Below are 21,267 nucleotides of genomic sequence, written 5' to 3'. Positions count from 1 at the left end.
ACAATGCGGACGGCAAGTTCCGGTCACGAAGCCACCATCGCGATGCCCATCGCGTCGTAAAGCGACCGCGCGCGTTCGCGGTACGGCCTGGCCTTGTCCGGAGCACCGACGTCTTCGTGGGTCGCGGCGATACCGGTCAGCGCGCGGGCTTCCTCGTGCGGTTCGCGGGTGAGCCGGGCGAGTTCGGCGGCCCGTGTGTAGTGCGCCAGCGCGGCCGACCGGTCGCCGCACGCCAGCGCGCTGTCCGCGAGCCCGTTGTGCACGAGGGTTTCCAGCGGACGGATGCCGGTCGCCACCGCGATGTCGAGCGCCGCCTCCTGATGCAGGCGGGCCGCGGCCGCGTCGCCCTGCCGGAGGTGCACCAGCCCGAGATAGGCCAGTGCGTACCCTTCGGCCTCCCGGTGGCCCTCTGCCCTGCTGACCGTCAGCGACCGGTGGAGGTGGTCGTGGGCTTCCGTCCACCGGCCCAGTGCGCGGTACACGTCGCCGAGATTGTGCAGCGAGATCGCCTCGCTCAGCCGGTCACCGATGCGCTGGGAGATGGTCAGGCACTGCCGATAGCAGTCGAGAGCGGCGTCCAGTTCGCCCCGGCGTTCGTGGATGAAGCCGAGGTTGGACAGCGAGCGTCCCTCGTTGAGGCGGTCGCCGGTCTCCTGGGAAACCGTGACCGCCCTGCTCAAGTGATCCGCCGCGGCGGCGTACCGGCCCAGCTGCGCGTACACGGTGCCGAGGGTGTTCAGCGCGCGGCCGGTGACGACCGGGCTCCCATCGACGTCGAGGCAGCGGGTCAGATGCGTCACCGCCTCGTCGAAATGGCCGAGCCTGGCGCAGATCGCGGCCAGGTCGACGAGCGCCTGCTGGGTGCCGATGGCGTCGCCCGCCCGCTGTGCCTCGGTGAGCGCGAGACGGTGCAGTGTGCGCAGGGCGCCGTAGTGACCGTGCACCCGCAACGCCTGCCACAGCACGGTCGAAAGGTCGCGGGCATAGGTACCGCCGGTGGCGGACGACTGTTCCGCGATGGCGATCAAGGTGGGCAGTTCCGCCGCCAGCCAGGTCGCCGCGTCCTCGGCGCCGGTGAACACGACGTTCTCGGTGATCGGGGTGAGCAGGGGTCTTCGGTTGGGGTCGCCCGCCGTCAGCGCCCCGGCCGCGTCTGCCGCCCTGGCCACACAGTGTCCGGCAAGGCGGCGCAGGGCCGCCGATCGCCGCTCCACCGGTTCCTCGCCGGCACGGCTGCGCGCGTAGTCGCGGACCAGGTCGTGGAATTCGAACCGGCCGTCCGCGCGGTGCGCGAGCAGCAGGTGGCTGTCGATGAGCGCGTCGAGGAGCCGGTGGGTCTCCGGCGGATCCGTGCCCAGCAACGCCGCCGCGGCGGAGATATCCCAATGGGGGCCGGGATGGAGTCCGAGCAGACGCAGGGCCGACGCCACGTCGCCGGGCAGCGCGTCGTAGGACCAGGACAGCACGGAGGGCAGTGAGGTGGTCTTCTCTTCGGTGGTCAGTGCGGCGAGCCGGTCCCCGGCCGGACGCATCGAGGACGCCACGTTCGCCAGGTTCCGGTTGTGCGCGAGCCGCTCACCGACGATGCGCAGGGCGAGTGGCAGACCACCGCATCCCGACACCATGTCGGCGAGCGCGGTGCGGTCGGTGAATCTTCGCCCGGGGCCGGCCAGCCGGTCGAGCAGGGAGAACGACTCCTGCTCGGTCAGCAGCGGCACCGGCACCCGGTGCGCGTCGGCGCTGATCGTCAGCCCGTGCAGTGCCGCGCGGCTCGTCACCACCACCGCGCAGCCCGCGTTGCCCGGCAGCAGCGGCCGGACCTGGTCCGCCGAGCGGGCGTTGTCCAGCACGATGAGCACCGAACGGCCGGCCAGCACACTGCGCAGCATCGCGGCCCGGTCGTCGAGGTCGGCGGGCACGTCCGCCACGGGCACGCCGAGCGCCCGCAGGAACGACTGCAGCACCTCGCCCGGGTCTGCGGGCGCACCCGGACCGTACCCACGCAGGTTCGCGAACAGCTGCCCGTCGGGGAAGTCCTGCTTGACCCGCTGCGCCCACTGCACGGCCAAGGAGGTCTTGCCGACCCCGGCCATGCCTTCCAGCACCGCCACGACGACACCCCCGCCGTCCTCTTCGCCGCGAAGGGCGTCGAGCGCGTCGATCTCCCGCTGCCGCCCGATGAACGACGTGATGCCCGAAGGCAGTTGCGCGGGCACTGAAACGACCGGTGTTCTCGCGGGCGACACCGCGTCCGGGCAGTAGTGCCGCACGAACCGGCTCGCCTGCTCGCCCTCGAGACCCAGCCCCAGCGCCAGCGCCTCCACCGAATGGCGCCGTGGCCGGGCGACCCGGCCGCGCTCGATGTTGCTGATGCTGCGCACCGTCAGCCCGGTGCGCTCCGCCAACTCCTCCTGCGTGAGCCCGGCGTCCCGCCGTGCCTCACTCAGTAGCGAACTCGGACGACGGTCCATTTTCCGGATGTTAGAGCGGGTGCGACGCCGAAAGTCGTGGTTCGCCGAAGATTTTGATCGAAATTGGTCGAAAACGCTCGGCGGGCCGGGTCCTCGGCGAGCGAGGGACCCGGCCCGTCCGGTGATCTGAGATCAGGGGTTGAAGAGGCGGTGCAGCCAGCCGAAGGTGTCATCGAACCGGTCCCACGTCCATGAACCGATTTTTTCGTAATGGCGCTCGATTATCAGCTTCTGGCCGCCCGACCAGCCTGGTGGCAGTATCCTGCTGATGATCTTGATCGCACCGACTCCGGTGAGGACGGTGTTCACCATCGCCTTGCCGAGGGCCGTGTGGAACTGCGAGCTTTCCCAGCCATAACGCATGCCGGACGATCCTGCCGCGAGGAATCCGGAAGCGACGGACACGATCTTGGCGGCGGTGCCGATGGCGGCGAGAGTACCGGCGAGCGGCAGATTCCATGCGAAGACCAACGCGCCGAGACCGGTGCCGGTGGAGACCAGGCCGGCCCAGTCCGAGAGGTTGTCGAAGAACTTCGCCGATTCCTCCAGGAGCCGATCAGGGTTGTTCTGCCACATCCCGATGATCGACGAGTCGCCGTGCGCGTTGGCATCCTCGCTGTCGTCCCTCGCCGCTCTCTGCGCCGCGAGCGCGGCCTCGGCTTCCGCGGCCATGATGACGATGTGCCGGGCGCGGCTCGCCTCCTCCGCCGCCGTCGCGGCGTCTTTGCCTGCCTGGATGGCGGACGCGCGGGCGCTGTTCGCGGAGGCCTGGGCTTTGTAGGCGAAGCTGACCGCTCGGTCGGCGCAGTCGAACGCGCGCAGCATCGAGGAGTTCGCCGAGCGCCGTGCCTTGTTCGCGACGGCGGCCGCGGCCGCCGCCTGGTCGGCGGAGCGCCGGGCGTCCGCGGCGGACTGCTCGGCGGCGGCGGCGTTGTTCGCGGCTTCGGTGGCGGAACGCTGGGCGTCCGCCGCGTACCCGGCTGCCCGGTTGGCCCAGGTGACCGCTTCGGCGGCGGCCTTCCTGGCCTCCGCGGCGGCTTTGGACGCGAGGGCCGCGTTCGACAGCGCGTCCGACGCGATCCTGGCCGCGTGGGCGATCGCCGCCCGGATCGCGGCGACGTGCGTGGCCCAGTCGTGGTCGAGCTGGGTGGTGTCGAACTGGGTACCGGCGACGAAACCGCGGCGCATGTTCGTGGTGCCCGCGAGCGCGATCTTCGCCGCCGCCTTCGTGTACGGGCCGCCCTCGTTGAGCAGCCGGTACGCCTCGACCTGGTCGTCCTCGGCGGCCGCGTCGACGATGGACACCTTGAGGAACCGGTGCAACGCCGCGGCCGATCCGTCGTTCAGCGCCGCCTCCGCGGCGGTACGCACGGCTGTCCCGGGATTGTCGGCGAGAATGGCGAAGATCGTCCGTCTGTTGTCCTCCGCCGCCGCGTTGATCGCGCCGGTCGTGAGGAATTCGGTGACCGCCCCGGGATTGTCGGCCTCCAGCGCCTGGGTGGCGGCGGTGGCCACCGTCATCGTCGACACACCGGCCACGGCGGCGACGGATTCGGCGTCGTCCTGCCGCTGTGACAGCAACCGGTCGGCGCTCAGCCAGACCAGCACGTCCTCGTCACCGCCCGCGACGGCGAACTCCGCCGCCGACTTGGTCCAGCTTCTGGTGAGCCCGTTCGTGATCAGCTGGAGCGCGGCCTGCCGTCCCAGCGTGGCCGCGCGGCCGGTGTCGCCGGCGCGCATCGCGGTTTCGGCGTCGGCGATCAAGGTGCGGGTCGCCTCGTCGGTCAAGGCGATCTGCGTTTGCTGCCGGGCGATCCTGGCCCGTTCGTCCGCCTCCTCCCGCGCGTCCCGCTGGGCGAGTTCGACGCCGAGTTCGGTCTCCTCGACCAGCGAGGCGGCCTCGGCGTCCCTGGCCGCCTGCTCGACGGCTCGTGCCTGGTTGACCGTGTCCATGGCCAGGTTGGCCGCGGTGACGGCGCGCTGGGCGGCCGCCGTTGACCTGTTGGCGTAGTCGATCGCCTCACCGGCGTGGTTGGCGGCCTCCTCCGCGGCGGCTGCCGCGGCATCCGCGTGGTCGGCCGCGCTGTTCGCGGCGTCGCGTGCGGCGGCGGCCGCCGATGAGGCCTGATGGGCGAACGACCGTGCGGCGGCCGCCGCACGGTTGGCGCGCGCCGCCGCGGCCGTGGCCTCGGCCGCGGCCTGCCGGGCTTCCGCGGCTTCGGCCTGTGCCACCCCGGCGGCCGACGCGGCATCGGCCGACGCGTTCGCCGCCGAAGCCGCGTCGGTGGCGGCGGCCGCGGCCGAGGTCCCTGCCGAGACTGCGCTCCAGCTGGCGATCCGAGCCTGCTCGGCGGCTTTCGCGGCGTTCCGCGCCTGCCCGGCGGCGTTGCGGGCGGTGGCGGCGGCCTGTCGTGCGGCGGACGCCGCGCTCGCGTTCTTGGACGCGGAAATGGCGGCGTTGTACGCGCGAGCGGCCGCCTGGCCCGCCGCGGCGGTGGCGTGCGCGGCGGCCTGGGAGGCGTACGCGGCGCGGCGTGCGGCCTGCTGGGCGGCACGGGAGGCGCTGATCGCGGTGGCCGCGCAGGAGGCCGCGTTCTTCGCCGCGCGGGCGGCGGCGTTGGCCGCCTTCGCCGAGCGGCGCACGTCGTTCTGCGCGGCGCGGGCCTCGTCCAGCGCGGCGAGCGCGGCCTGTTTCGCCTTGGCCGCGGCCTCCTTCGCGGCGTTGGACAGGGCAACGGCCTGATCGGTGCACCGCTGCGCGATACGGCCTTCCCGTTCGACGATTCCGACCAGTTGCTGGATGGTGGCGGACTCTTCGTCACGGGCGCGGGCGATGTACTGGCCGGTGCGCAGGAACCAGTCGATCGCGTCGGGGGTACCGGCGTCGAGCGCCCGCTGGGCGTAGAGCTTCACCTGCGGTGACCCGGTGTTGAGCATGGTGAAGACAACGATCCTGGCGTCCTCGTCGTGGGCCGGGTATTGGCCGGTCTCGATGAACGAGGTGAACGCGGCCAGGGTGTTGGTGTTCAGTGCGTTGGTCGCCGCCCGCTGCACCGCGGTCCCACCCGTGTTCTTGATGGTCAGTACCTCGACCCGCTTGTCCTCGGTGACCGCGGCGTTGTAGCCGTCCCGCAGGAAGGCCGACATCGCGGTGCTGCCGCCGGACAGGGCGGTGCCGATCCCGGTGGTGGCCGCGCGGCCCGCGAACGGCAGCGCGGCGAAGAGGGCGAACCGGTTGTCCTCGTCGATGGCTTGCTGGAGCCGGTTGTTCAGGAAATCCGTGATGTCCGCGTCCGAACCGAGCAGCGCGTTCTTCCCCTCACGACGGACCGCCTTGCCGCCGATCTTGTACTGCCACAGCGCCCGGCCCCGGGCGGTGTCCGGCAGTCCCGTCTCCGTCGGGCCGGTCTCGGCGAAAGCCGGGCGGGCGCCGGCGAGTACGAACCCGGCAGGCAGTGCGGTCAGCGCGGCGGCCCCTCCGAGCACGCGGAGCGCTTGGCGTCTGGACCATTCGTTCGAGGACATCACGGATTTCCTTTCCAGAGCGGAGCTTGCTTCAGAGTGGAGGCGGAGCCTTACCAGCCGAAATTGCTCAGGCCGGTGCCGTACTGGATCTGGTTGAACCCGGCTGTGTTGACCGTCTTGCTGTAGGTCAACGTGATTCCACCGGCCGGATCGACGGCCACCGCGGGCTCGACGTCGGGGTTGGAGTTGGCCACGGTGGTGGTCCGCAGCGTCGGCAGCCTGCCGGTGGTGGTGCCGTCCGCGTTGACGCCTCGCACGTACACCTCGCCGCCGTAGCGCCAGGCGACGACGGCGCGCCGCTGGCCGTCGATGCCGACCTTCGGTTCCGCCCCGTTCGGGCCGTAGTCGGTGGCGCCCCCGGCACCCGCCGCGGTGTACGACCGGACCGCGACCTGTCGGTTGCCCGCGCTGTCGTTTTGCCAGCCGACGACGAAGTTGCCCGCGAAGTCGGCGGCGATGCTCGCGTCCCGCTGATCCCCGGTGCCGCCGGGGGAGCGGTACCCCAGTGACTCCGAACCGTCCGGGGCGAACCCGCGAATGCGGATGCCGAACACACCGCTGCCGGTGTCCATCTCCCAGACCACGACCGCGTTTCCGTTCGCGCCCATCGCCACGTCGGGGTTCTGGCTGGGACCGGCGCCGGGGCTGATGATCTTCTCCCACTTCTTCAGGGTGATGGCGGAATAGAACGCCAGGTGTACCTGTTTCGGGGTGCCGTTCGAGGTTTCGAAAGCGATGGCGAAGCCCGTGCCGTCCGGGTCGGCGGCGATCCGGGGGTTCAGCTGCTGTCCGGCCGCGTTCGCGTTGACCGTGGTCGCGCCGGTTTCGCGTGCGATGGAGTCGAACGTCTTCACCTTGACGTCGTAATACCCGTTGCCGTCGCGGTCGTCCGCGTAGGTGACGATGGTCGTGCCGTCGTCACGGACCGCGACGTCCGGCTGGATGTGCTTCCAGTTCCCTGCTCCGGTCGAGGTGACCGCACGGGTGAACTTGGGCTGACCGTTCTGGTACAGCCGCAGGTAGACGTTCGTGCCGACGGTGTCGGCGGGATTGGTGCCCAGCCGGTCGTCCTCCCAGACCACCGCGGTCATCGCGCCGTTGCGCGAGGTCGCGACCGCCGAGTCGGTCTGGTTGTCACCGGAGACCGTGGCCGCGTCGGTCCAGTGGACGCCCAGTGCGACGTTCGCGATCCACGGCCGCACGTCGTCGACGCGGGTGTCGACGGCCCCGGTCCGGGTCTCGGTCGACGGCGTGCCGAAGCAGCCGCCTTGCCAGGAGCGGCTGTTCACCGCGGCCACCTCGACGCCGGAGCCGGTGGTGCGGAGCGCGGGACCACCGGTGTCACCGGCGCATACGGCGGCGCCGTTCTGCCCGGTGAGGGCGAGGTTCCCACCGGTGACCCCGTCGACCGTGAAGGTGCCGGTGTGCTGGCGAAGCGGCGCCCACTCGGTGGCGGTACGGCCGTAGGCGGGGAGCGTCAGTTGCTCGCCTGCCGTCGGTGCGGTCGAGCTGACCGCGACCGGGGTGACACCCGGGACGGAAAGGTTGAGCTGGGCCATCATCAGGTCCCGCGACTCGTGCGGCACCAGCCGGAGCACGTTCCGCACCACGCCGGCGGTGGTCGTGAGGTCGGGGCGGCCGATGGTCGCGGTGACAGGCTGGGGAGGTGTGCCCGACGGCGGGAGGCTAGTGCCGGGGGTGGCCGCGAAGCAGCTCACGGCGGTGAGCACCCAGCCAGGCGCGACCAGCGCGCCCGTGCAGGCGCGGGCGCCGCCGCCGATGTCCAGCCGCACGACGAACGCGTGGTCGGCGTTGCCTCCGACGACGGCCGCCGCGGGTGCGGTCGTCACCGCGGTGGCGGCAAGGGCCAGCCCGGACAACAGGGCCAGCCTTCTGGTGGGTCTTGTCATGACTGAGTTCCTCACACGATGCTGGAAGCGGTGGCCGGTCAACGGGAGACCTTGATTTCCAGGAGCATGTACTCGCCGCCGGTGCCCTCCGGATCGGTCTCGCCGACGCCCGCGTAGCTGTTCGGCGGCACCTTGTACGTCTTCTTCGTCGCCCCGTCGTCGGGGGTCAGCACGACGTCGCTGGTGAAGTTCCCGGTGCTCACGCCGTAAACGGACGGCATCTCGACGGTCAGGTGCCCGGTCTTCCCGGAGACGCGGAAGCACACGTAACCGGAGCCGGGCTGGCCCCGCTCGGCGATCCGCAGCAGATCCGGATCCGTCGTGTCGGCAGGGCAGGTGGCGAGCAGCACGATGTGGCCGTCGCCGCGTTTGAGCAGAAACCCGCGCTCCGCCTGGATTTGCGCGGCCTGCGGGTAGTTGAAGTCCTCGATCGCGAGTGGTGGCAGATCGTCGGCCCGCGGGGTCACGTCGGCCCCGGCGGGCACGGCGCCGAGGGCGAAGGCGACGAGAGCGGCGAGCGTGGCGGCCATCGCCGCTCTCCACGGATGCTTCATTCGGGTCTCCTCTTGCGGTGGGTTCCCGGCGCTGACGTGCCGGTGGTCGGTCGATACGAAACCGCTGCTCGTTCGAATTCGGCGCGAGCCTGGCCGGACAGGCCGAGTCCGGCCGCGATGAGCCGGACCGTGTCGCGGCGGGGCCTGCCGACCCGGCCGTGCTCGAGGTCTCTGATCGCTCGGACGCTGACGGTGGAGCGGGCGGCGAGAAGTCGCTGCGTCGTGCCGAGGCTTTGCCGGTGGCTCCGCAGCAACTCGCCGAAGCGGACCGGACTCTCATCCGCCGGGATCACGGTCCCGCCCAGGTTCGCCCGCAGCGCCGACACGCAGAGCCGCACCTGGGTGGCGTCGAGCAGGATGGTGTGAACACCTTGAGTCACTGGCGTCCTCCGCGTTCGCTCAGCGACTCGCGTCACCGATGCCGCATCAGCGTCGGTAAGCGGCGGGGGAGGGGCAACCGGAAACTTCCCCGAAGAAGTGCCGGTTCACCGTCGGTGACGCTATCCGCAGCAGATGTTGTAACCGTGGTTCCGCCAGAACAACGACGGGCTCGGGTTGTCGAGAACCGGATCGCCGGTGCTGTCCGACGCGGTCTCGTGCCTGCCCGGCCGGTACTCGACATGCGTGTGCGTGGCGCCGGCGCCGCGGTACTCCTCGGTACCGATCTGCTGGCCACGGTTGACGAACTCACCGACCGTGAGCCCGTTCGACGGGTTGAGATGCAGGTAGATGATCGTGAAATCCTGATCCCGGTTGTAGATCGCCAACGTGGACAGGCCGCCGCTGCCGTTGCTGCCCTCGGTCTTCCTGATCACGGAGCCCTGGGTCATCGAGTACACGGGAACGCCGAAGCCGCGCGCGAAGTCGATCCCCTCGTGCCGGCCCGACGTATTCACGTAGCCGTCGAAATAGGAGGTGATGCGGCCGGAGTCGCTGTGGTACAGCCCGGTTTCGAGCCAGTCGTTCCCCACCAGACCGAGCAGGTGCCCGACGTTTTCGTTGTACGTCGAGGTCAAATTTCCTTTGGCGCCGTGCGTGAACGAGTCGATCGGTCCTGTCCAGCCACCCTTGAAGAACACGGTGACCACCGCGTCCCTCCGATTCCACACCGAGGCCGCGTTGTTCCTCACGCACAGGCCCTTCCCCGCACCCGCACCGAGGAAGTGATAGCAGTCGGAGCCCGTGCCGTAGTTGCCGACCGACGCGTCGAAATCGCTGACCGATCCCTGCTGGTTGCTGTTGTAATACAAGCAGAACTCGCCGTCCTCGCAGACGCCGTTCCGTGCCGTCGCGGCCTGTGCCGACGGGCTGACCAGGAGCGTGCTGCCCAACGCCAATGCCACGCCGAATAGTACGACCATCAATCTTCTCAACGACGTTCCCTTTCTCCTTGAATGCGGCGAATCAGCCAGTGCGCGACGGTACGGACGTGATGGACGCCAGGGAAGCGACAAGGCGCAAACTGCCGCTCTTTCGGCGGTCGGCTTCGGCCGTGTCGCCGCTCGCGTCCAGTGCGTCGGGCAGCCTGGCAAGCACGTCGACGTCACCCAGGTGTTCGTGTACGTGTGCTGCTGTTTCGTCGTGCTGTGTGGCTTCGCGGTACCTGCTCGACCAGCGGTTGAATCTGGAGTTACGCTACGAACAAAAGGAGCTGGCCATCTATGCGATGACCAGCCCTGGTGCGGATACTGCGTGTGTGTCGGAGGTGGTTACGAGTTTCCTCGAATCGTTTCCAGGCTGCTGTGGCAACTGGTGGTGATCGGGTGCCGCTCACCGAGAGCTTCGCCGCAGACTGCCAGGGTGGCGCGTTGTTCTTGTTCGGCGGCCTCCCGCTGACCGAGATGGTAGAGGAGCACGCCGTGATTCACGCGGCGGCCGAGGGTGACCGGATCGCGCTCGCCGAGAGCGGCCGCCGATGCCTCGACCAGTATTCGTTGCTGGTTCACCGCTTCGGGCAAGTTGCCGGAGTCGAACAGGAGGTAGGCGAGCAGGCTTTGGCTGAACAGGGTTTCCGTGTCGGCCGGACCGAGAGCGCGAGCGCAGTCGTTCTTGCTGGTGCGTAATTCGCGCTCGGCCTCCTCCAGCATGCCGGCGCGGTGCAGGGCGAAGCCGAGCAGGTTCCTGGCTTTCAGCGTCTCCCGATGATCCGGGCCGAACCGGCTCGAGGCAAGTGAGACGGCGGTCCGGCGGGCTTGGATCGAATCGATTTCCGACATGCTTCCTCCCCTGGCGGTGAACTTCCCTCTCGATCGAGAGTACGCACATCATCGGCTCGCATGGCGAGATCGAGGGGCACCCGGCGGGGTTCCGGGCGCCCCTCGATCAAAGTTCACTCAGCGGGATTCAGTACCCGCCGTCGATGTACCTGCAGACGTGGATGATGCCGAACCGGTCATACTCGCGCTGTTGTCGAACAATGTTCAGCGGCGGAACGAACCCGCGGACACCGCCGCCGGGACCGTTTCTCGCCGGTAACGGTCAATTCGATCGCGACATGGCGGTGTTTCCAGCGGTTTCCGGAACTGTAAAACGTTCGGTGTAACTCCCGATCATGGAAGTGGATCTGATGGCCGACATGATGTCCGGCGTGGAGAACGCTGAGGACTCGAAGCCTGTGACCGGCCTGGACGGCTTGGACGAGCAGCTCGTCGAGTAGCTGCTGAGCCGTGCCAGGGCCGGTGGGCTGAAGCTGACCGGTGAGGGCGGGGTGCGATGCGCCGACGTCATCCGTCATGGGTTCCAGCTGCTACCCGGTCTTTCCGTGTGCGGTTTCGCGAGAGGTGATCCGGTTCGTGCGACCGACCGCGCGGCCCACCGTGTTGCGTACCACGAGGCCTGGTCGGGTGCGGGGCACCATGAGTCTGGAGAGCAGGCCGACGCGTCGCTGCCGCGGTCGCACTTCGCGGCGGAGCCGCGACTCGTAGGTGGCGAAGGCGCGGGCGTGATCGCCGTGGTGGGAGGCGAGTTCTTCCGCGAGGGCATACGCTCCTGCCATCGCCATGCTGGACCCGTCGCCCAGCAGGGCTGTGGCCGCCGCCGCGTCCCCGAGCAGTACGACCCGTCCGCGGGACCACGAGGACATCCGGACGGTCGTCAGGGGGTCGAAGAACGGGGCTGGGTGGTCGAGGTACGCCGCCACGAGTTCCGGCGCCCGCCACCGCACGTCGGCGTACGTGTCGGCCACGGTTTGCTTGTGGAGAGCGATGTTTTTGCGGTCGTGGGGCGCCGGCGGTGCGGCCCGGAAGGTGAAGATCGCGAGCGGCGTGGTGCGCGAGGGGTGGACGACCAGCATCCGGTTCGGCACGGTCAGCATCGTCAGTTCGCTCGGGTCGTCGATGGCGTCGGGTTCCAGCGGGACGGTCGCGCCGTATAGACCCAGGTCGCGCACGAACTGCCGCTCGGGCCCGAACACCAGACGCCGTATGGTGGAGTGCATCCCATCGGTACCGACCACCAAGTCGAAACGCCGTGGCGCGGACCGTCGAAAGGTGACGTGGACCCCGCCTTCGTCCTGATCGAGTGCGGTGACCGTGTCATCGAACACGAACTCGGCATCGCCCCGCGCCGACCGGTGGAGTACCTCGGACAGGTCGGTCCGGGTCACCTCGACCGTCGGCGACCCTCCCGAGGAGGTGGGAAGTCTCAGGACTCGTTTGCCTGCCGGGTCGAGCAGGGTCAGCGACCGATTGCGGGTGGCGAGCTCGCGCAGCTGCGGAAGGATGCCCATACGCTCGGCGACCGGTATCGCGGGCCCCTTCACGACGATCGCGCTGCCACCGGAGCGCAGCTGCCGGGCGTGCTCGACGACGGTCGGCCGGTATCCATTCCGGGCGAGCCAGTACGCGAGCGCGGGCCCGGCGATTCCGGCACCGACTATCAGCACCTCGGGCTTCTTCATGACAAGACCTCTCGGAGCGCCGACGGCCACATTCCCGGCCGCCTAGGTACGATTGATTTCGTACTCGAGTAGAACACGCCACTGAGGTACGATGCAAGACGTACCTAAAGGAGGTGTCCGTGGCCGGAACGAACCTGGTCGGTCCAGAGGTCGATGCGCTCGAGCTGGGCGTGGTGCTTCGCGCTCTCGCTGACGAGCACCGTCGTTCGGTGATGACGGAGCTGGCCGCCGACCACACCGACAGCGAGCGAGGCTGCAACTCCTTCGCTCTCCCGATCTCGAAGCAGACCCAGACCCACCACTTCCGGGTCCTGCGCGAAGCAGGCCTCATCGACGAGATCAACTACGGCAACCGCAAGGGCATCCGCCTACGACGCACGGACGTCGAGAGCAGGTTTCCCGGACTGCTCGCACTCCTGGAAGCCGAACACCAGGACGGCACTGCTCCTCGCTGATGAGATCGGCCTTCCCGGCGCGCACCGGTGCCGGCACGTCCGGGCTGTTCACCAAGCCCCGCGACTCAGCCCGCTGATCCATTGCCGACTCCACCCCGCCGGCCAACACCAGTCCCCATCAAACCTGCGTAAACCAAAGAGAATTACGAGACACTAGGTCGGAGTGGGATTGTGTCATGCACCCGCCGGCCATTAAGTCGGCTAGTCCCGCGACGGTGGTCGGAATATCAGCTGAGTGCTTGAATCTCGGTCGCCGGCCTCTCCTGGCCGGCGGCCCACGACGCCAGTAGGGCCAGACCGTCCGCGGTCGCCGTGCCGGCGGGCGCGGTGTAGACGGTCAGGAGCAGGCCGGGTTCGGCAGGCAGCTCCATGGACTCGACGTCCAGGTCGAGTCGGCCCACTACTGGATGGTGCATGCGCTTGCGTCCGGACCGGTGGAGCCGAACGTCCTGAGATGCCCACTGCTGCCGAAATAGTTCACTGCGTGTCGATAATTCACCGACCAGGGCGATCAGTTCCTCGTCGTGCGGATTGCGGCCTGCTTCCATGCGTAGCTTCGCGGCCACATCGCAGGCGATTCGGTCGTAGTCGACAAAGAACGTTTTTGCCGCTTCGGGATCCAGATAGACGAATCGCGCGGTGTTCGCCGGCCGTCGCGTGTCGGCCAGCACCGGTGAATACAGCGCGCGGGCAAGGTGATTCACGGCCAGCACGTCATAACGGCCGTTGCAGATCCACGCCGGCGCATCGGTGATGGCGTCGAGCACCTGCTGAAGCGCCGGACGCACCGTCACGGCGGGTCGCCGCCGGCGTGGACCGCTGGGTGCCCTGGACTGCCGCGCAAGGTGGAAGAGGTGATCGCGTTCGGCCTCGTCAAGTTGCAAGGCAGAGGCCACTGCGTCGAGCACCCCATCAGAGGCGCCGGTGAGGCTGCCGCGCTCCATACGCACGTAGTAGTCGACCGATACCCCTGCCAGTAGAGCTACCTCTTCGCGACGCAGACCTTTGACCCGGCGGTTGCCTCCGTAGGCGGGCAGCCCGGCCCGCTCTGGCGTGATCCGCGCGCGGCGCGAGCTCAGGAAGTCCTTGATCTCAGCGCGCAGATCGATCTTGACCACCCCTTCACCATAGGCCCTGTCCGCGGGCGTAGGGAGGTACTGCTGGTACCCCCGTCGAGACCCGGCTTGGAGGTGTTCACGAGGGGCCGACGCCTAGGTACCCGATGCGGTCGTGGCGGTGCCGCCGTCGACCGGGACGATGGTGCCCGTCAGGTAGGACCCGGCCCGGCTGGCGAGGAACACGGCGACACCTGCCATGTCGTCGTCGCGGCCGAGCCGGCGCAGGGGAGCCTTCGCCGCGATCGTGTCGCCGATGGCATCGATCGTGGCCGCCATCATCTGCGACGGGAACACTCCTGGGGCCACCGCGTTCACCGTGATGTGCTGTGGGCCCAGTTCCCTGGCAAGCACCCTGGTGAGTTGATGGAGTGCCGCTTTGCTGCTGGCGTACGAGTAGTTGGGCGCCTCGGCGACGTGGATGGCGGCGATACTGCCGATGTTGATGATCCGCGCGGGATCATCGGCGGTGCCCGCCCTGCGCAGTGCGGGCAGCAGCGCCTGCACCAGCCAGAACGGCGCCTTGAGGTTGAGGTCGATCACTGCGTCCCAGGCCTCGGCCGGGAACGTCTCCAGCGGCTCGCGCCACATCGCTCCCGCGTTGTTGACGAGGATGTCCAGTCGTTCCGAGCCGGCCTTGACCAGATCAGCGAGGCGCTGACACTCGTCGTACCTGGACAGGTCGGCGGGGATTGCTTGAACGTCGCCGAATTCCGACAGTAGACGCTGTGCCTCCGCGCACGCGTCCGCCTTGCGTGAGCTGACGACGACGCGGGCGCCCGCCTGCAGAAGGCCGCGCGCGATCATCATCCCGATGCCCCTGGTGCCGCCAGTGACAAGTGCGTACTTCCCACTCAGATCGAAAAGGTCTGAGTGAGTGGTGAACTGGTTGTCCGCCATTGATCGTCGTCCGTTCTATCGTGGAAGCATGCGCTGACACCGGCTCAAACAGGTTGACAGGCGTCTTGGACGTCTGGGAGACCCTGGTGATACAGGTACTGTGAGAGCCTCTCTTGCCTGATGTGTTCGGCGATTCGCCGGTGCTGGAAACGGACGTTCGAGCGTGGCCTTCAGTCCAGCCGAACGGTGCGGTGACAGCCGGCCAGTGTGGCGGGGCGATGGGCGATGACGAGGACACCGATGTCGTTCCCGGCGGAGGCGAGTGCCGCGGTGATGGCTTCGTCGGCTTCGGGGTCGAGGTTGGCGGTGGCCTCGTCGAGGATGAGAACGCGCGGATTCATCAGCAGTGCCCTGGCGACGGCGACTCGTGCTCGCTGGCCACCGGACAGTCCGTCACCGGATTCGCCGACGACGGTGGCGAGTCCGGCCGGGAATCCGGCTCCCGGGGCCAGGATCCCCGCCCGCCGCGCGGCTTGTTCGACTTCGGTGTCGTCGGCTTGGGGGTTGCCGAGCCGGATGTTGGTGGCGATCGTCCCGGTGAGCAGGCCGGGTTCCTGGGGAACGGCGCTGATCGCGCGGCGGAGTTCGTCGTCGGTCAGCTCGGTGAGGTCGACGCCGTCCAGGGTGATGTGGCCGGCGTCGGGGTCCCACATCCGGGTCGCGAGCAGTGCGCACGTGGTCTTGCCCGCACCGGACGGCCCGGTGAGGGCGACCCTTTCCCCAGGGCGGACGGTGAACGACACGTCGTGCAGGACCGGTGGAGCGTCGTCGCGGTAACCGAAGGACACGTGATCGAAGACGAGTCCGGTCGCGCGATCGAGGGGCGGCAGGGGCCGGGGCACGCGGGGTTCGTGGACCGCCGGTGCCCGGTCGAGGATTTCGGTGATCCGGGTACCGGCGGCCCGTAACGTGCCGACGTTGCGCAGCAGATCCGAAATCTGCGCGATCGGGCCGAGTGCCGCGGTGGCCAGCACCATGGCGACCGGTGCGAGTGCGCGGTCGATCGTGTCGAGATTCGCCGCGCAGACCGCGAGCGCGCCGATCGCGCTGAGCGCCAGAGCCGCGTCCGTGACAGCGCGTTCCCCACCGATCCGGGAGCCGATCCTCGTTTGCACAGCGGTCAGCGCACTTGTCTGTTCTTCCAGGGCGGCGGTGCGCCGGTGCAGGGCTCCCGCACTGCTGAGTTCGCCGAGCCCCCGGACGGTGTCGACGAGTTCGGCGTTGAGGGTCGCGGCGGCCTCGGTGAGTTCGGTGCCCTGTCGCGTTCCCGCTCGGCCGGACAGCCACGGCAGCGCCGCGGTCACGACGACGAACGGTACCCACGCCAGCAGCAGCCACGGCGTGACGAGGAGCGACAGGGTCGCGGTGGCGGCGATCATCATGGCCGAGGTGAGTGCTTGGGCCGCGGTGTGGGCGTAGAGCCATTCGAGACGGTCGATGTCGGCGAAGGCGACGGACACGAGATCGCCGCTCCTGCGTGGCTTCCGGCGGTCGGGCAGGCTCACGCGGAGCCGGTCGAACACCCGGGAACGCAAGGTGCCGATCAGCCGGTAGGCCAGCTCGTGGGAGACCCAGGACTCGCGCCAGGTCATCGCCGCGGTCACTACGGCGAGTCCGCAGAGGACGGTCGCGACGATGGCCAGTGGCGCGGTGCTGGTCGCCGCGGCCTGCCCCGCGAGCCACGTGCCGAGCACGGTCGTCGTCAGCGCACCGAGTTGGACGGCCGCGTTGCTCACGACCGTCCAGACGAAGGTGGCCCGCTGCTCGCCGATGACCGGCAGGAGTCGCCTGAGCGGTCCGCTCACGAGTGGACCACCTGCCCGGACTCGATCGTGACGATCGCGCCCGCGTCACGCAGGGCGCTCTCGCGGTGGGCGATCACGACCCGGGTGGTGCCATCGCAATGCTCCGCCAGCCGGGTGAGAACGCGTTTCTCGGTCTCGACGTCCAGTGCCGAGGTCGCTTCGTCGAGCAGCAGCACCGGAGGCGCGGCGAGCACCGCCCTGGCGATGGCGAGGCGTTGCCGCTGGCCGCCGGACAGCTGGTTCCCGTTCTCGGTGAGGACCGTCGCGAAGCCGTGGGGGAGTGCCTCGACGAACTCGATCGCGTCCGCGACGTGGGCGGCGGTGCGGATCTCGTCGTGCGTGGCGCCGGGCCGGGTGAGCCGGAGGTTTTCTTCCACGGTGCCATGGAAAAGATAGGTGTGCTGGCCGACGACGCCGATGCTCGCGCGCAGCGCCGCGAGGGTGTACCCGGTGATCGGGGTTCCGTCGAGTTCGATCGTCCCCTGCTGCGGGTCGGCCTCGCGGATGAGAAGCCGGGCGATCGTGCTCTTCCCGGCGCCCGACGGGCCCACGATCCCGGTCGTGTTCCCCGGTGAGCATGCGAAGCTGATGCCGGAAACGCCCGCGCCGTTCGGGTACCGGTACCCGACGTCCCGCAGCCGCAGCCGGGCCCCGTGCCGAGCGGGTTCGGTGCGCGTGCCGGTGTCGGCGACCTGCGGACGCGCCGTCATGATCTCGTCGATGCCTTCGACCGCGCCCAGCCCTTGGTAGCCGACGTGCCAGTGGGCGGACAGGTCGAGTACGGGGCGGAAGCATTCCCTGGCGCACAACAAGAACAGGAACACCGACGCGGCGGGCGCCTGGCCGCCGACGACTCCGGCGCACGCGACGACCACCGTGGCCGCGAGGCCGAGGTGCAGTGCCAAGGCGCTGACTCCCGCTTCCACCAGCGAGACGCGCAGCTGGGCCATCGTGACCTGGTGCAGGCGGTCACCGCGGCGGGCGAGTGTTTCGCCCGCCCGGCGGCCCGCGCCGAAGAGCCGGAGGACGCTGATCGACTGGGTTGCCTCCAGATAGTCGGCGGCCAGCTTTTCGTAGGCGCTCCACCGGGTTCGGCCCGTCCGGAGCAGCCGGGCATCCCAGAAACGGGGGACGGCCACGGCGCACAGCACCGCCGTCGCGAGGATCGCGGCGGCGGGGACGGATACGGTGAACAGCCATCCGGCGACGGCGGCCGGAACCAGGCAGGTCACGAGCAGTTGCGGCAGATAGCGGCTGTAGTAGGCGTCGAGGGCTTCCACCCCGTCGACGACCGTGTGCGTGATCGCCCCCGTGCGCTCTCCCCGCGTCCAAGCCGGTCCCAGCAAGGTGATGCGGTGCAGAAGTTCGCCGCGCAGCCTGGTGCGGATGGCGATGCCGAACCGGGCCGCGGCGACCTCCCGCGTCCACAGCAGGACCGCGCGCACGCCGACGACGCCGGTCAAGGCGGCGATCGCGGGTGCCACGGTGGTGAAGTCCCCGCCGCGGGTGAGATCGGTGAGGACGGACGCCGTCAGGACCGCTCCGCCGACGTAGCAGGCCGACACGAGTATCAACAGCACCGCGAGCAGCAGGACGGGCGCGAGCACGACACCCGCCAGCTGCAAGAGCCTGCGATGGATCACCGGGTGAACGCGTCCGCATGGAGCCGTTGCGCGATCTCCCGCACCACCGAGATGTTCCCGAGGGTGCCGGGATAGGTGTCTGCGGCGTCGATCGCGATCAAGCGCTGTTCGCGGACGGCGGTCATGGTGGGGAAGGTGCGGGTGAGGTAGTCGATGCTCGCCTGTTTCTGCGCGGCCCCGTTGACGGCGAACACGATCGCGTCGGGGTTCTTCGCGGCGAGCGCCTCGGGGGTGATCTGCGCGGCGAAGAACTTGGCGAACTGCGGGTCCTTCGGTGAGAACACGTTGTTCCCGCCCGCCCTGCGGATGATGTCGTACTCGATGCCGGCGCCGATGGCGGTGACGGTGGTGCCTTCCAGGAACACCTGGGCGACGGTGGGCTTGGGGCGGCCCGCGATGGCCTTGTCCACGGCGGCCAGATCCGCTCGGCCTTGATCGACCAAGCCCTTCGCCTTGTCCGGCACGGCGAAGATCCTGCCGAGGTTCTCCAGGTCGGTGAAAAGATCCTCGACCGTGCCGTTCATGCGGCGTTCGGCGCAACCGCCCGCGGCGACATAAGCGGCGACGCCGCTTTGCCCCAGTTGCTCCAGGCTGGCGAAGCCCTTCTCCGCGGTGAATTCGTAGGTGGTGGGGGAAAAGACGAAGTCCGGCTTCGCGGACAGGAGCTTCTCCCGGCTCGGCGGTCCCGACTCGCTCAGCACCGGGATGGTGGCGGCCTGTCCGGCCACGTCTTCCGGGAGCGGTGCGGTGGCGGTCTGTGCTTGGCCGACGAGCGAACCCGCGAGACCCAGCCGCAGCAACAGTTCCGTCTGCGACGGGCTGAGCCCGACCGCGGCGCGGGGCGCGGCGCCGACGGTGACGTCGCGGCCGCAGTTGGAGACGGTGACCGCCGTGCTCGCGTTGTTCGACGGCGCGGCCGGAGTGACCGAAGAGCCGCAACCCGCGATCAGCGACATGCTGACACCGAACGCGGCAAGGGGCAGGGTTTTACGCATGATTCTCATTTCCGGGTGTGCTGAGCGGTGAACGGGTCTCCGCACGACTGCCGAAGACCAGCACCGGCCTGCCGTCGCGTGGATGGGTGAGCTGGTCGACGGCGACTCCGAACACGTCTTCCACGACGCGTGGGGTGAGCGCTTCGTCCGGTGTTCCGGTGGCGACGACGCGGCCGGCGTCGAGCACCGCGATGTCGTCGCAGTAGGTGGCCGCGAGGTTGAGGTCGTGCAGGGCGGCGACGATGGTGCGATCGAGCCCGGCCGCGATCCGCATGAGCTCCAGCTGGAAGGCGATGTCGAGGTGGTTGGTCGGTTCGTCGAGGACGAGGACGGGCGAGTCCGCCGCCAGCGCGCGGGCCAGCATCACCCGCTGCCGCTGTCCGCCCGAGAGCCGTCCGATGGGCCGGTCGGCGATGTCGGTGGCGCCGACCCGGTCGAGCGCGGTCCACGCGAGATCGAGATCGGCTTCGGTGTCGCGGCCGAATCCGTGCTGGAAGGGCACCCGGCCCAGGAGCACGACGTCGAGGACCGTCAGGTCGAACTCGGACGACGTCTCCTGAGTCATCACCGCCACCGCCCTGGCGACGGTCCGCCTGTCGGTGCGCCACACGTCGTGCTCGCCCAGCAGCACCCGGCCCGATGACGGCGCGACGGCGCGGTAAAGCGTGCGCAGCAAGGTCGACTTGCCGCTGCCGTTCGGGCCCACGAGCCCGAGGAAACGGCCGGACCGGACCTCGAGGTTCACATTCCGCAGCACCCGGTTGCCGCCCAGCGTGGCGCTGACGTCGTGGAAATGGACCTTCACCGGCCGAACCCCGCCCGCGTGGCCGTGTCCCGGCGCATCAGCCACAGGAAGAACGGCGCGCCCACGACCGCGGTGAGGATCCCGATCGGTATTTCGCCGGGCGCCGCGACCGTGCGCGAGAGCAGGTCGGCGACCATGAGGAACACGGCGCCGCCGAGCACCGCGACCGGCAGCATCCGGCGATGGTCCGAGCCGACGAGGATCCGCGCCACATGCGGGATCACGAGGCCGACGAAACCGATGCCGCCGCTGACCGACACGATCGACCCGGTCAGGAGGGCAGCGGTCACGAGAAGCACGGCACGGAGCCGGTTCACGTCGACTCCCAGCGCGGTCGCGGACTCGTCGCCGCTCAGCAGCGCGTTCATGGCCCTGGTCCGCAGTCCGACGACGACACAGGCGGCCGCGAACGCCACCGCCGGCACGGCCAAGGAGGCCATCGACGCGGCGGAAACGCTGCCGAGCAAGAAGAACAGGACGCTGAAGACGTTCTGTGCCTCGGTGGTCAGCGTCAGATAGCTCGTGATCGCGCTGAACAGGGAACCGAGGGCGACACCGGAAAGGATCATCCTCGTCGGCGACAGGATGCCGCGATGCCGGGCGACCAGCGCGACGCACACACTGGCCACCAACGCCCCGGCGAAGGCCGCCGCACCAAGGGGAAGCCCGCCCACGGCGGCCGAACCGAAGGTGATCACGAGAACCGCGCCGACACCCGCGCCGGAGGACACGCCGAGCAGGTACGGCTCGGCGAGCGGGTTGCGCACGATCACCTGCATGATCGCCCCGGCCAGCGCCAGTCCCGCCCCGGCGAGCCCCGCCAGCAGCGCGCGAGGGAGCCGGAACTGCCATACCGCCTGGTCCTGCAACACGGTCAGGCTGCCGTCGGACATCCACGGCACGTTCGGCGCCAGATGACCGACCACGATCCGCGCCGCGTCCGCGAGCCCGACCTCGACCGTCCCCACCGAACCGGATACGACCAGCATCGCGAGGATCGCGACAGCGAGCACCGTGACCGTCCCCCGGTGCAGAAGCCGGGACCGGGCAAGTGCCGCCTGCCGGTCGCGAACGCCGGAGGGCGACGCGGACGGCCGCGAACGAACAACCATGGGGGACGCCGATCGGTCTGTGGTGGAGGGACACCGGAGCCTAACTGCACGCGATAATCGTTATCAACAGAGTTTATCG

Annotated in this window: 16 protein-coding genes; 1 reads left to right on the top strand and 15 read right to left on the bottom strand. The window is 69.4% G+C overall.

The genetic code is table 11. The features are described 5' to 3' along the window. Positions 1-23: 23 nt before the first annotated feature. The 8 genes from ACLJO0_RS11900 to ACLJO0_RS11865 form a co-directional block, all read right to left on the bottom strand. Positions 24-2,471 carry an ATP-binding protein gene (locus ACLJO0_RS11900; RefSeq protein WP_410578312.1) on the bottom strand — a complete coding sequence of 816 codons (2,448 nt, stop codon included), beginning with the start codon at positions 2,469-2,471 and terminating at the stop codon, positions 24-26. Positions 2,472-2,603: 132 nt separating this feature from the next. After that, entirely contained in the window at positions 2,604-5,996 is a 3,393-nt protein-coding gene (locus ACLJO0_RS11895; protein WP_410578311.1) for an ALF repeat-containing protein, read from the bottom strand. Positions 5,997-6,046: 50 nt separating this feature from the next. Continuing rightward, positions 6,047-7,906 (bottom strand): trypsin-like serine protease, encoded by a 1,860-nt coding sequence (locus tag ACLJO0_RS11890; RefSeq protein WP_410578309.1) that lies wholly within the window; start codon positions 7,904-7,906, stop codon positions 6,047-6,049. A gap of 38 nt (positions 7,907-7,944) precedes the next feature. Continuing rightward, entirely contained in the window at positions 7,945-8,460 is a 516-nt protein-coding gene (locus ACLJO0_RS11885; RefSeq protein WP_410578308.1) for a hypothetical protein, read from the bottom strand. Next, a complete protein-coding gene (locus ACLJO0_RS11880; protein WP_233611642.1) occupies positions 8,457-8,840 on the bottom strand; it encodes a multiprotein-bridging factor 1 family protein in 384 nt (127 codons plus the stop codon). Before ACLJO0_RS11880 ends, ACLJO0_RS11885 begins: the two co-directional genes overlap by 4 nt. A gap of 120 nt (positions 8,841-8,960) precedes the next feature. Next, the gene (locus tag ACLJO0_RS11875; RefSeq protein ID WP_410578306.1) at positions 8,961-9,803 is read right to left on the bottom strand and encodes a peptidoglycan DD-metalloendopeptidase family protein; all 843 of its coding nucleotides are present in this window, start codon (positions 9,801-9,803) and stop codon (positions 8,961-8,963) included. Between the two features lie 366 nt (positions 9,804-10,169). Beyond that, positions 10,170-10,676 carry a tetratricopeptide repeat protein gene (locus ACLJO0_RS11870; protein ID WP_410578304.1) on the bottom strand — a complete coding sequence of 169 codons (507 nt, stop codon included), beginning with the start codon at positions 10,674-10,676 and terminating at the stop codon, positions 10,170-10,172. A gap of 530 nt (positions 10,677-11,206) precedes the next feature. Beyond that, on the bottom strand, positions 11,207-12,358 hold the full coding sequence (locus ACLJO0_RS11865) for an FAD-dependent monooxygenase (protein WP_410578303.1): 1,152 nt from the start codon (positions 12,356-12,358) through the stop codon (positions 11,207-11,209). Between the two features lie 119 nt (positions 12,359-12,477). Here ACLJO0_RS11865 and ACLJO0_RS11860 point away from each other — a divergent pair, with 119 nt between their 5' ends. Then, positions 12,478-12,813, top strand: coding sequence for an ArsR/SmtB family transcription factor (locus tag ACLJO0_RS11860; RefSeq protein ID WP_410578301.1), 336 nt, complete (start codon positions 12,478-12,480; stop codon positions 12,811-12,813). Between the two features lie 227 nt (positions 12,814-13,040). Here ACLJO0_RS11860 and ACLJO0_RS11855 read toward each other — a convergent pair whose 3' ends face one another. From ACLJO0_RS11855 to ACLJO0_RS11825, 7 genes are all read right to left on the bottom strand, one after another. Further along, positions 13,041-13,931, bottom strand: coding sequence for a helix-turn-helix transcriptional regulator (locus ACLJO0_RS11855; RefSeq protein ID WP_410578300.1), 891 nt, complete (start codon positions 13,929-13,931; stop codon positions 13,041-13,043). A gap of 93 nt (positions 13,932-14,024) precedes the next feature. Beyond that, positions 14,025-14,828 (bottom strand): SDR family oxidoreductase, encoded by an 804-nt coding sequence (locus tag ACLJO0_RS11850; RefSeq protein ID WP_410578298.1) that lies wholly within the window; start codon positions 14,826-14,828, stop codon positions 14,025-14,027. Between the two features lie 170 nt (positions 14,829-14,998). Next, complete coding sequence (locus tag ACLJO0_RS11845; protein ID WP_410578296.1) at positions 14,999-16,633, bottom strand: ABC transporter ATP-binding protein; 1,635 nt, start codon at positions 16,631-16,633, stop codon at positions 14,999-15,001. After that, on the bottom strand, positions 16,630-18,276 hold the full coding sequence (locus ACLJO0_RS11840) for an ABC transporter ATP-binding protein/permease (RefSeq protein ID WP_410578294.1): 1,647 nt from the start codon (positions 18,274-18,276) through the stop codon (positions 16,630-16,632). The genes ACLJO0_RS11845 and ACLJO0_RS11840 overlap by 4 nt, the downstream gene beginning before the upstream one ends. Next, entirely contained in the window at positions 18,273-19,271 is a 999-nt protein-coding gene (locus tag ACLJO0_RS11835) for an ABC transporter substrate-binding protein (protein WP_410578293.1), read from the bottom strand. Before ACLJO0_RS11835 ends, ACLJO0_RS11840 begins: the two co-directional genes overlap by 4 nt. Continuing rightward, the gene (locus tag ACLJO0_RS11830) at positions 19,264-20,076 is read right to left on the bottom strand and encodes an ABC transporter ATP-binding protein (protein ID WP_410578291.1); all 813 of its coding nucleotides are present in this window, start codon (positions 20,074-20,076) and stop codon (positions 19,264-19,266) included. Before ACLJO0_RS11830 ends, ACLJO0_RS11835 begins: the two co-directional genes overlap by 8 nt. Further along, positions 20,073-21,188, bottom strand: a complete 1,116-nt coding sequence (locus tag ACLJO0_RS11825) for a FecCD family ABC transporter permease (protein ID WP_410578289.1) — start codon at positions 21,186-21,188, stop codon at positions 20,073-20,075. Before ACLJO0_RS11825 ends, ACLJO0_RS11830 begins: the two co-directional genes overlap by 4 nt. Positions 21,189-21,267: the final 79 nt, after the last annotated feature.

Origin of the sequence: Amycolatopsis sp. lyj-108, from assembly GCF_046549005.1 — a bacterium.
GTDB lineage: Bacteria > Actinomycetota > Actinomycetes > Mycobacteriales > Pseudonocardiaceae > Amycolatopsis.
The sequence above is the reverse complement of the archived record's forward strand: the minus strand, read 5'-3'. Positions and strand labels throughout refer to the sequence as shown.

What these genes read in the sequence shown, in the direction of transcription:
- ACLJO0_RS11900 (WP_410578312.1), bottom strand. Translation starts at nt 2,471, where the DNA reads ATGGACCGTCGTCCGAGTTCGCTACTGAGTGAGGCACGGCGGGACGCC.
- ACLJO0_RS11895 (WP_410578311.1), bottom strand. Translation starts at nt 5,996, where the DNA reads ATGTCCTCGAACGAATGGTCCAGACGCCAAGCGCTCCGCGTGCTCGGA.
- ACLJO0_RS11890 (WP_410578309.1), bottom strand. Translation starts at nt 7,906, where the DNA reads ATGACAAGACCCACCAGAAGGCTGGCCCTGTTGTCCGGGCTGGCCCTT.
- ACLJO0_RS11885 (WP_410578308.1), bottom strand. Translation starts at nt 8,460, where the DNA reads ATGAAGCATCCGTGGAGAGCGGCGATGGCCGCCACGCTCGCCGCTCTC.
- ACLJO0_RS11870 (WP_410578304.1), bottom strand. Translation starts at nt 10,676, where the DNA reads ATGTCGGAAATCGATTCGATCCAAGCCCGCCGGACCGCCGTCTCACTT.
- ACLJO0_RS11865 (WP_410578303.1), bottom strand. Translation starts at nt 12,358, where the DNA reads ATGAAGAAGCCCGAGGTGCTGATAGTCGGTGCCGGAATCGCCGGGCCC.
- ACLJO0_RS11850 (WP_410578298.1), bottom strand. Translation starts at nt 14,828, where the DNA reads ATGGCGGACAACCAGTTCACCACTCACTCAGACCTTTTCGATCTGAGT.
- ACLJO0_RS11835 (WP_410578293.1), bottom strand. Translation starts at nt 19,271, where the DNA reads ATGCGTAAAACCCTGCCCCTTGCCGCGTTCGGTGTCAGCATGTCGCTG.
- ACLJO0_RS11825 (WP_410578289.1), bottom strand. Translation starts at nt 21,188, where the DNA reads ATGGTTGTTCGTTCGCGGCCGTCCGCGTCGCCCTCCGGCGTTCGCGAC.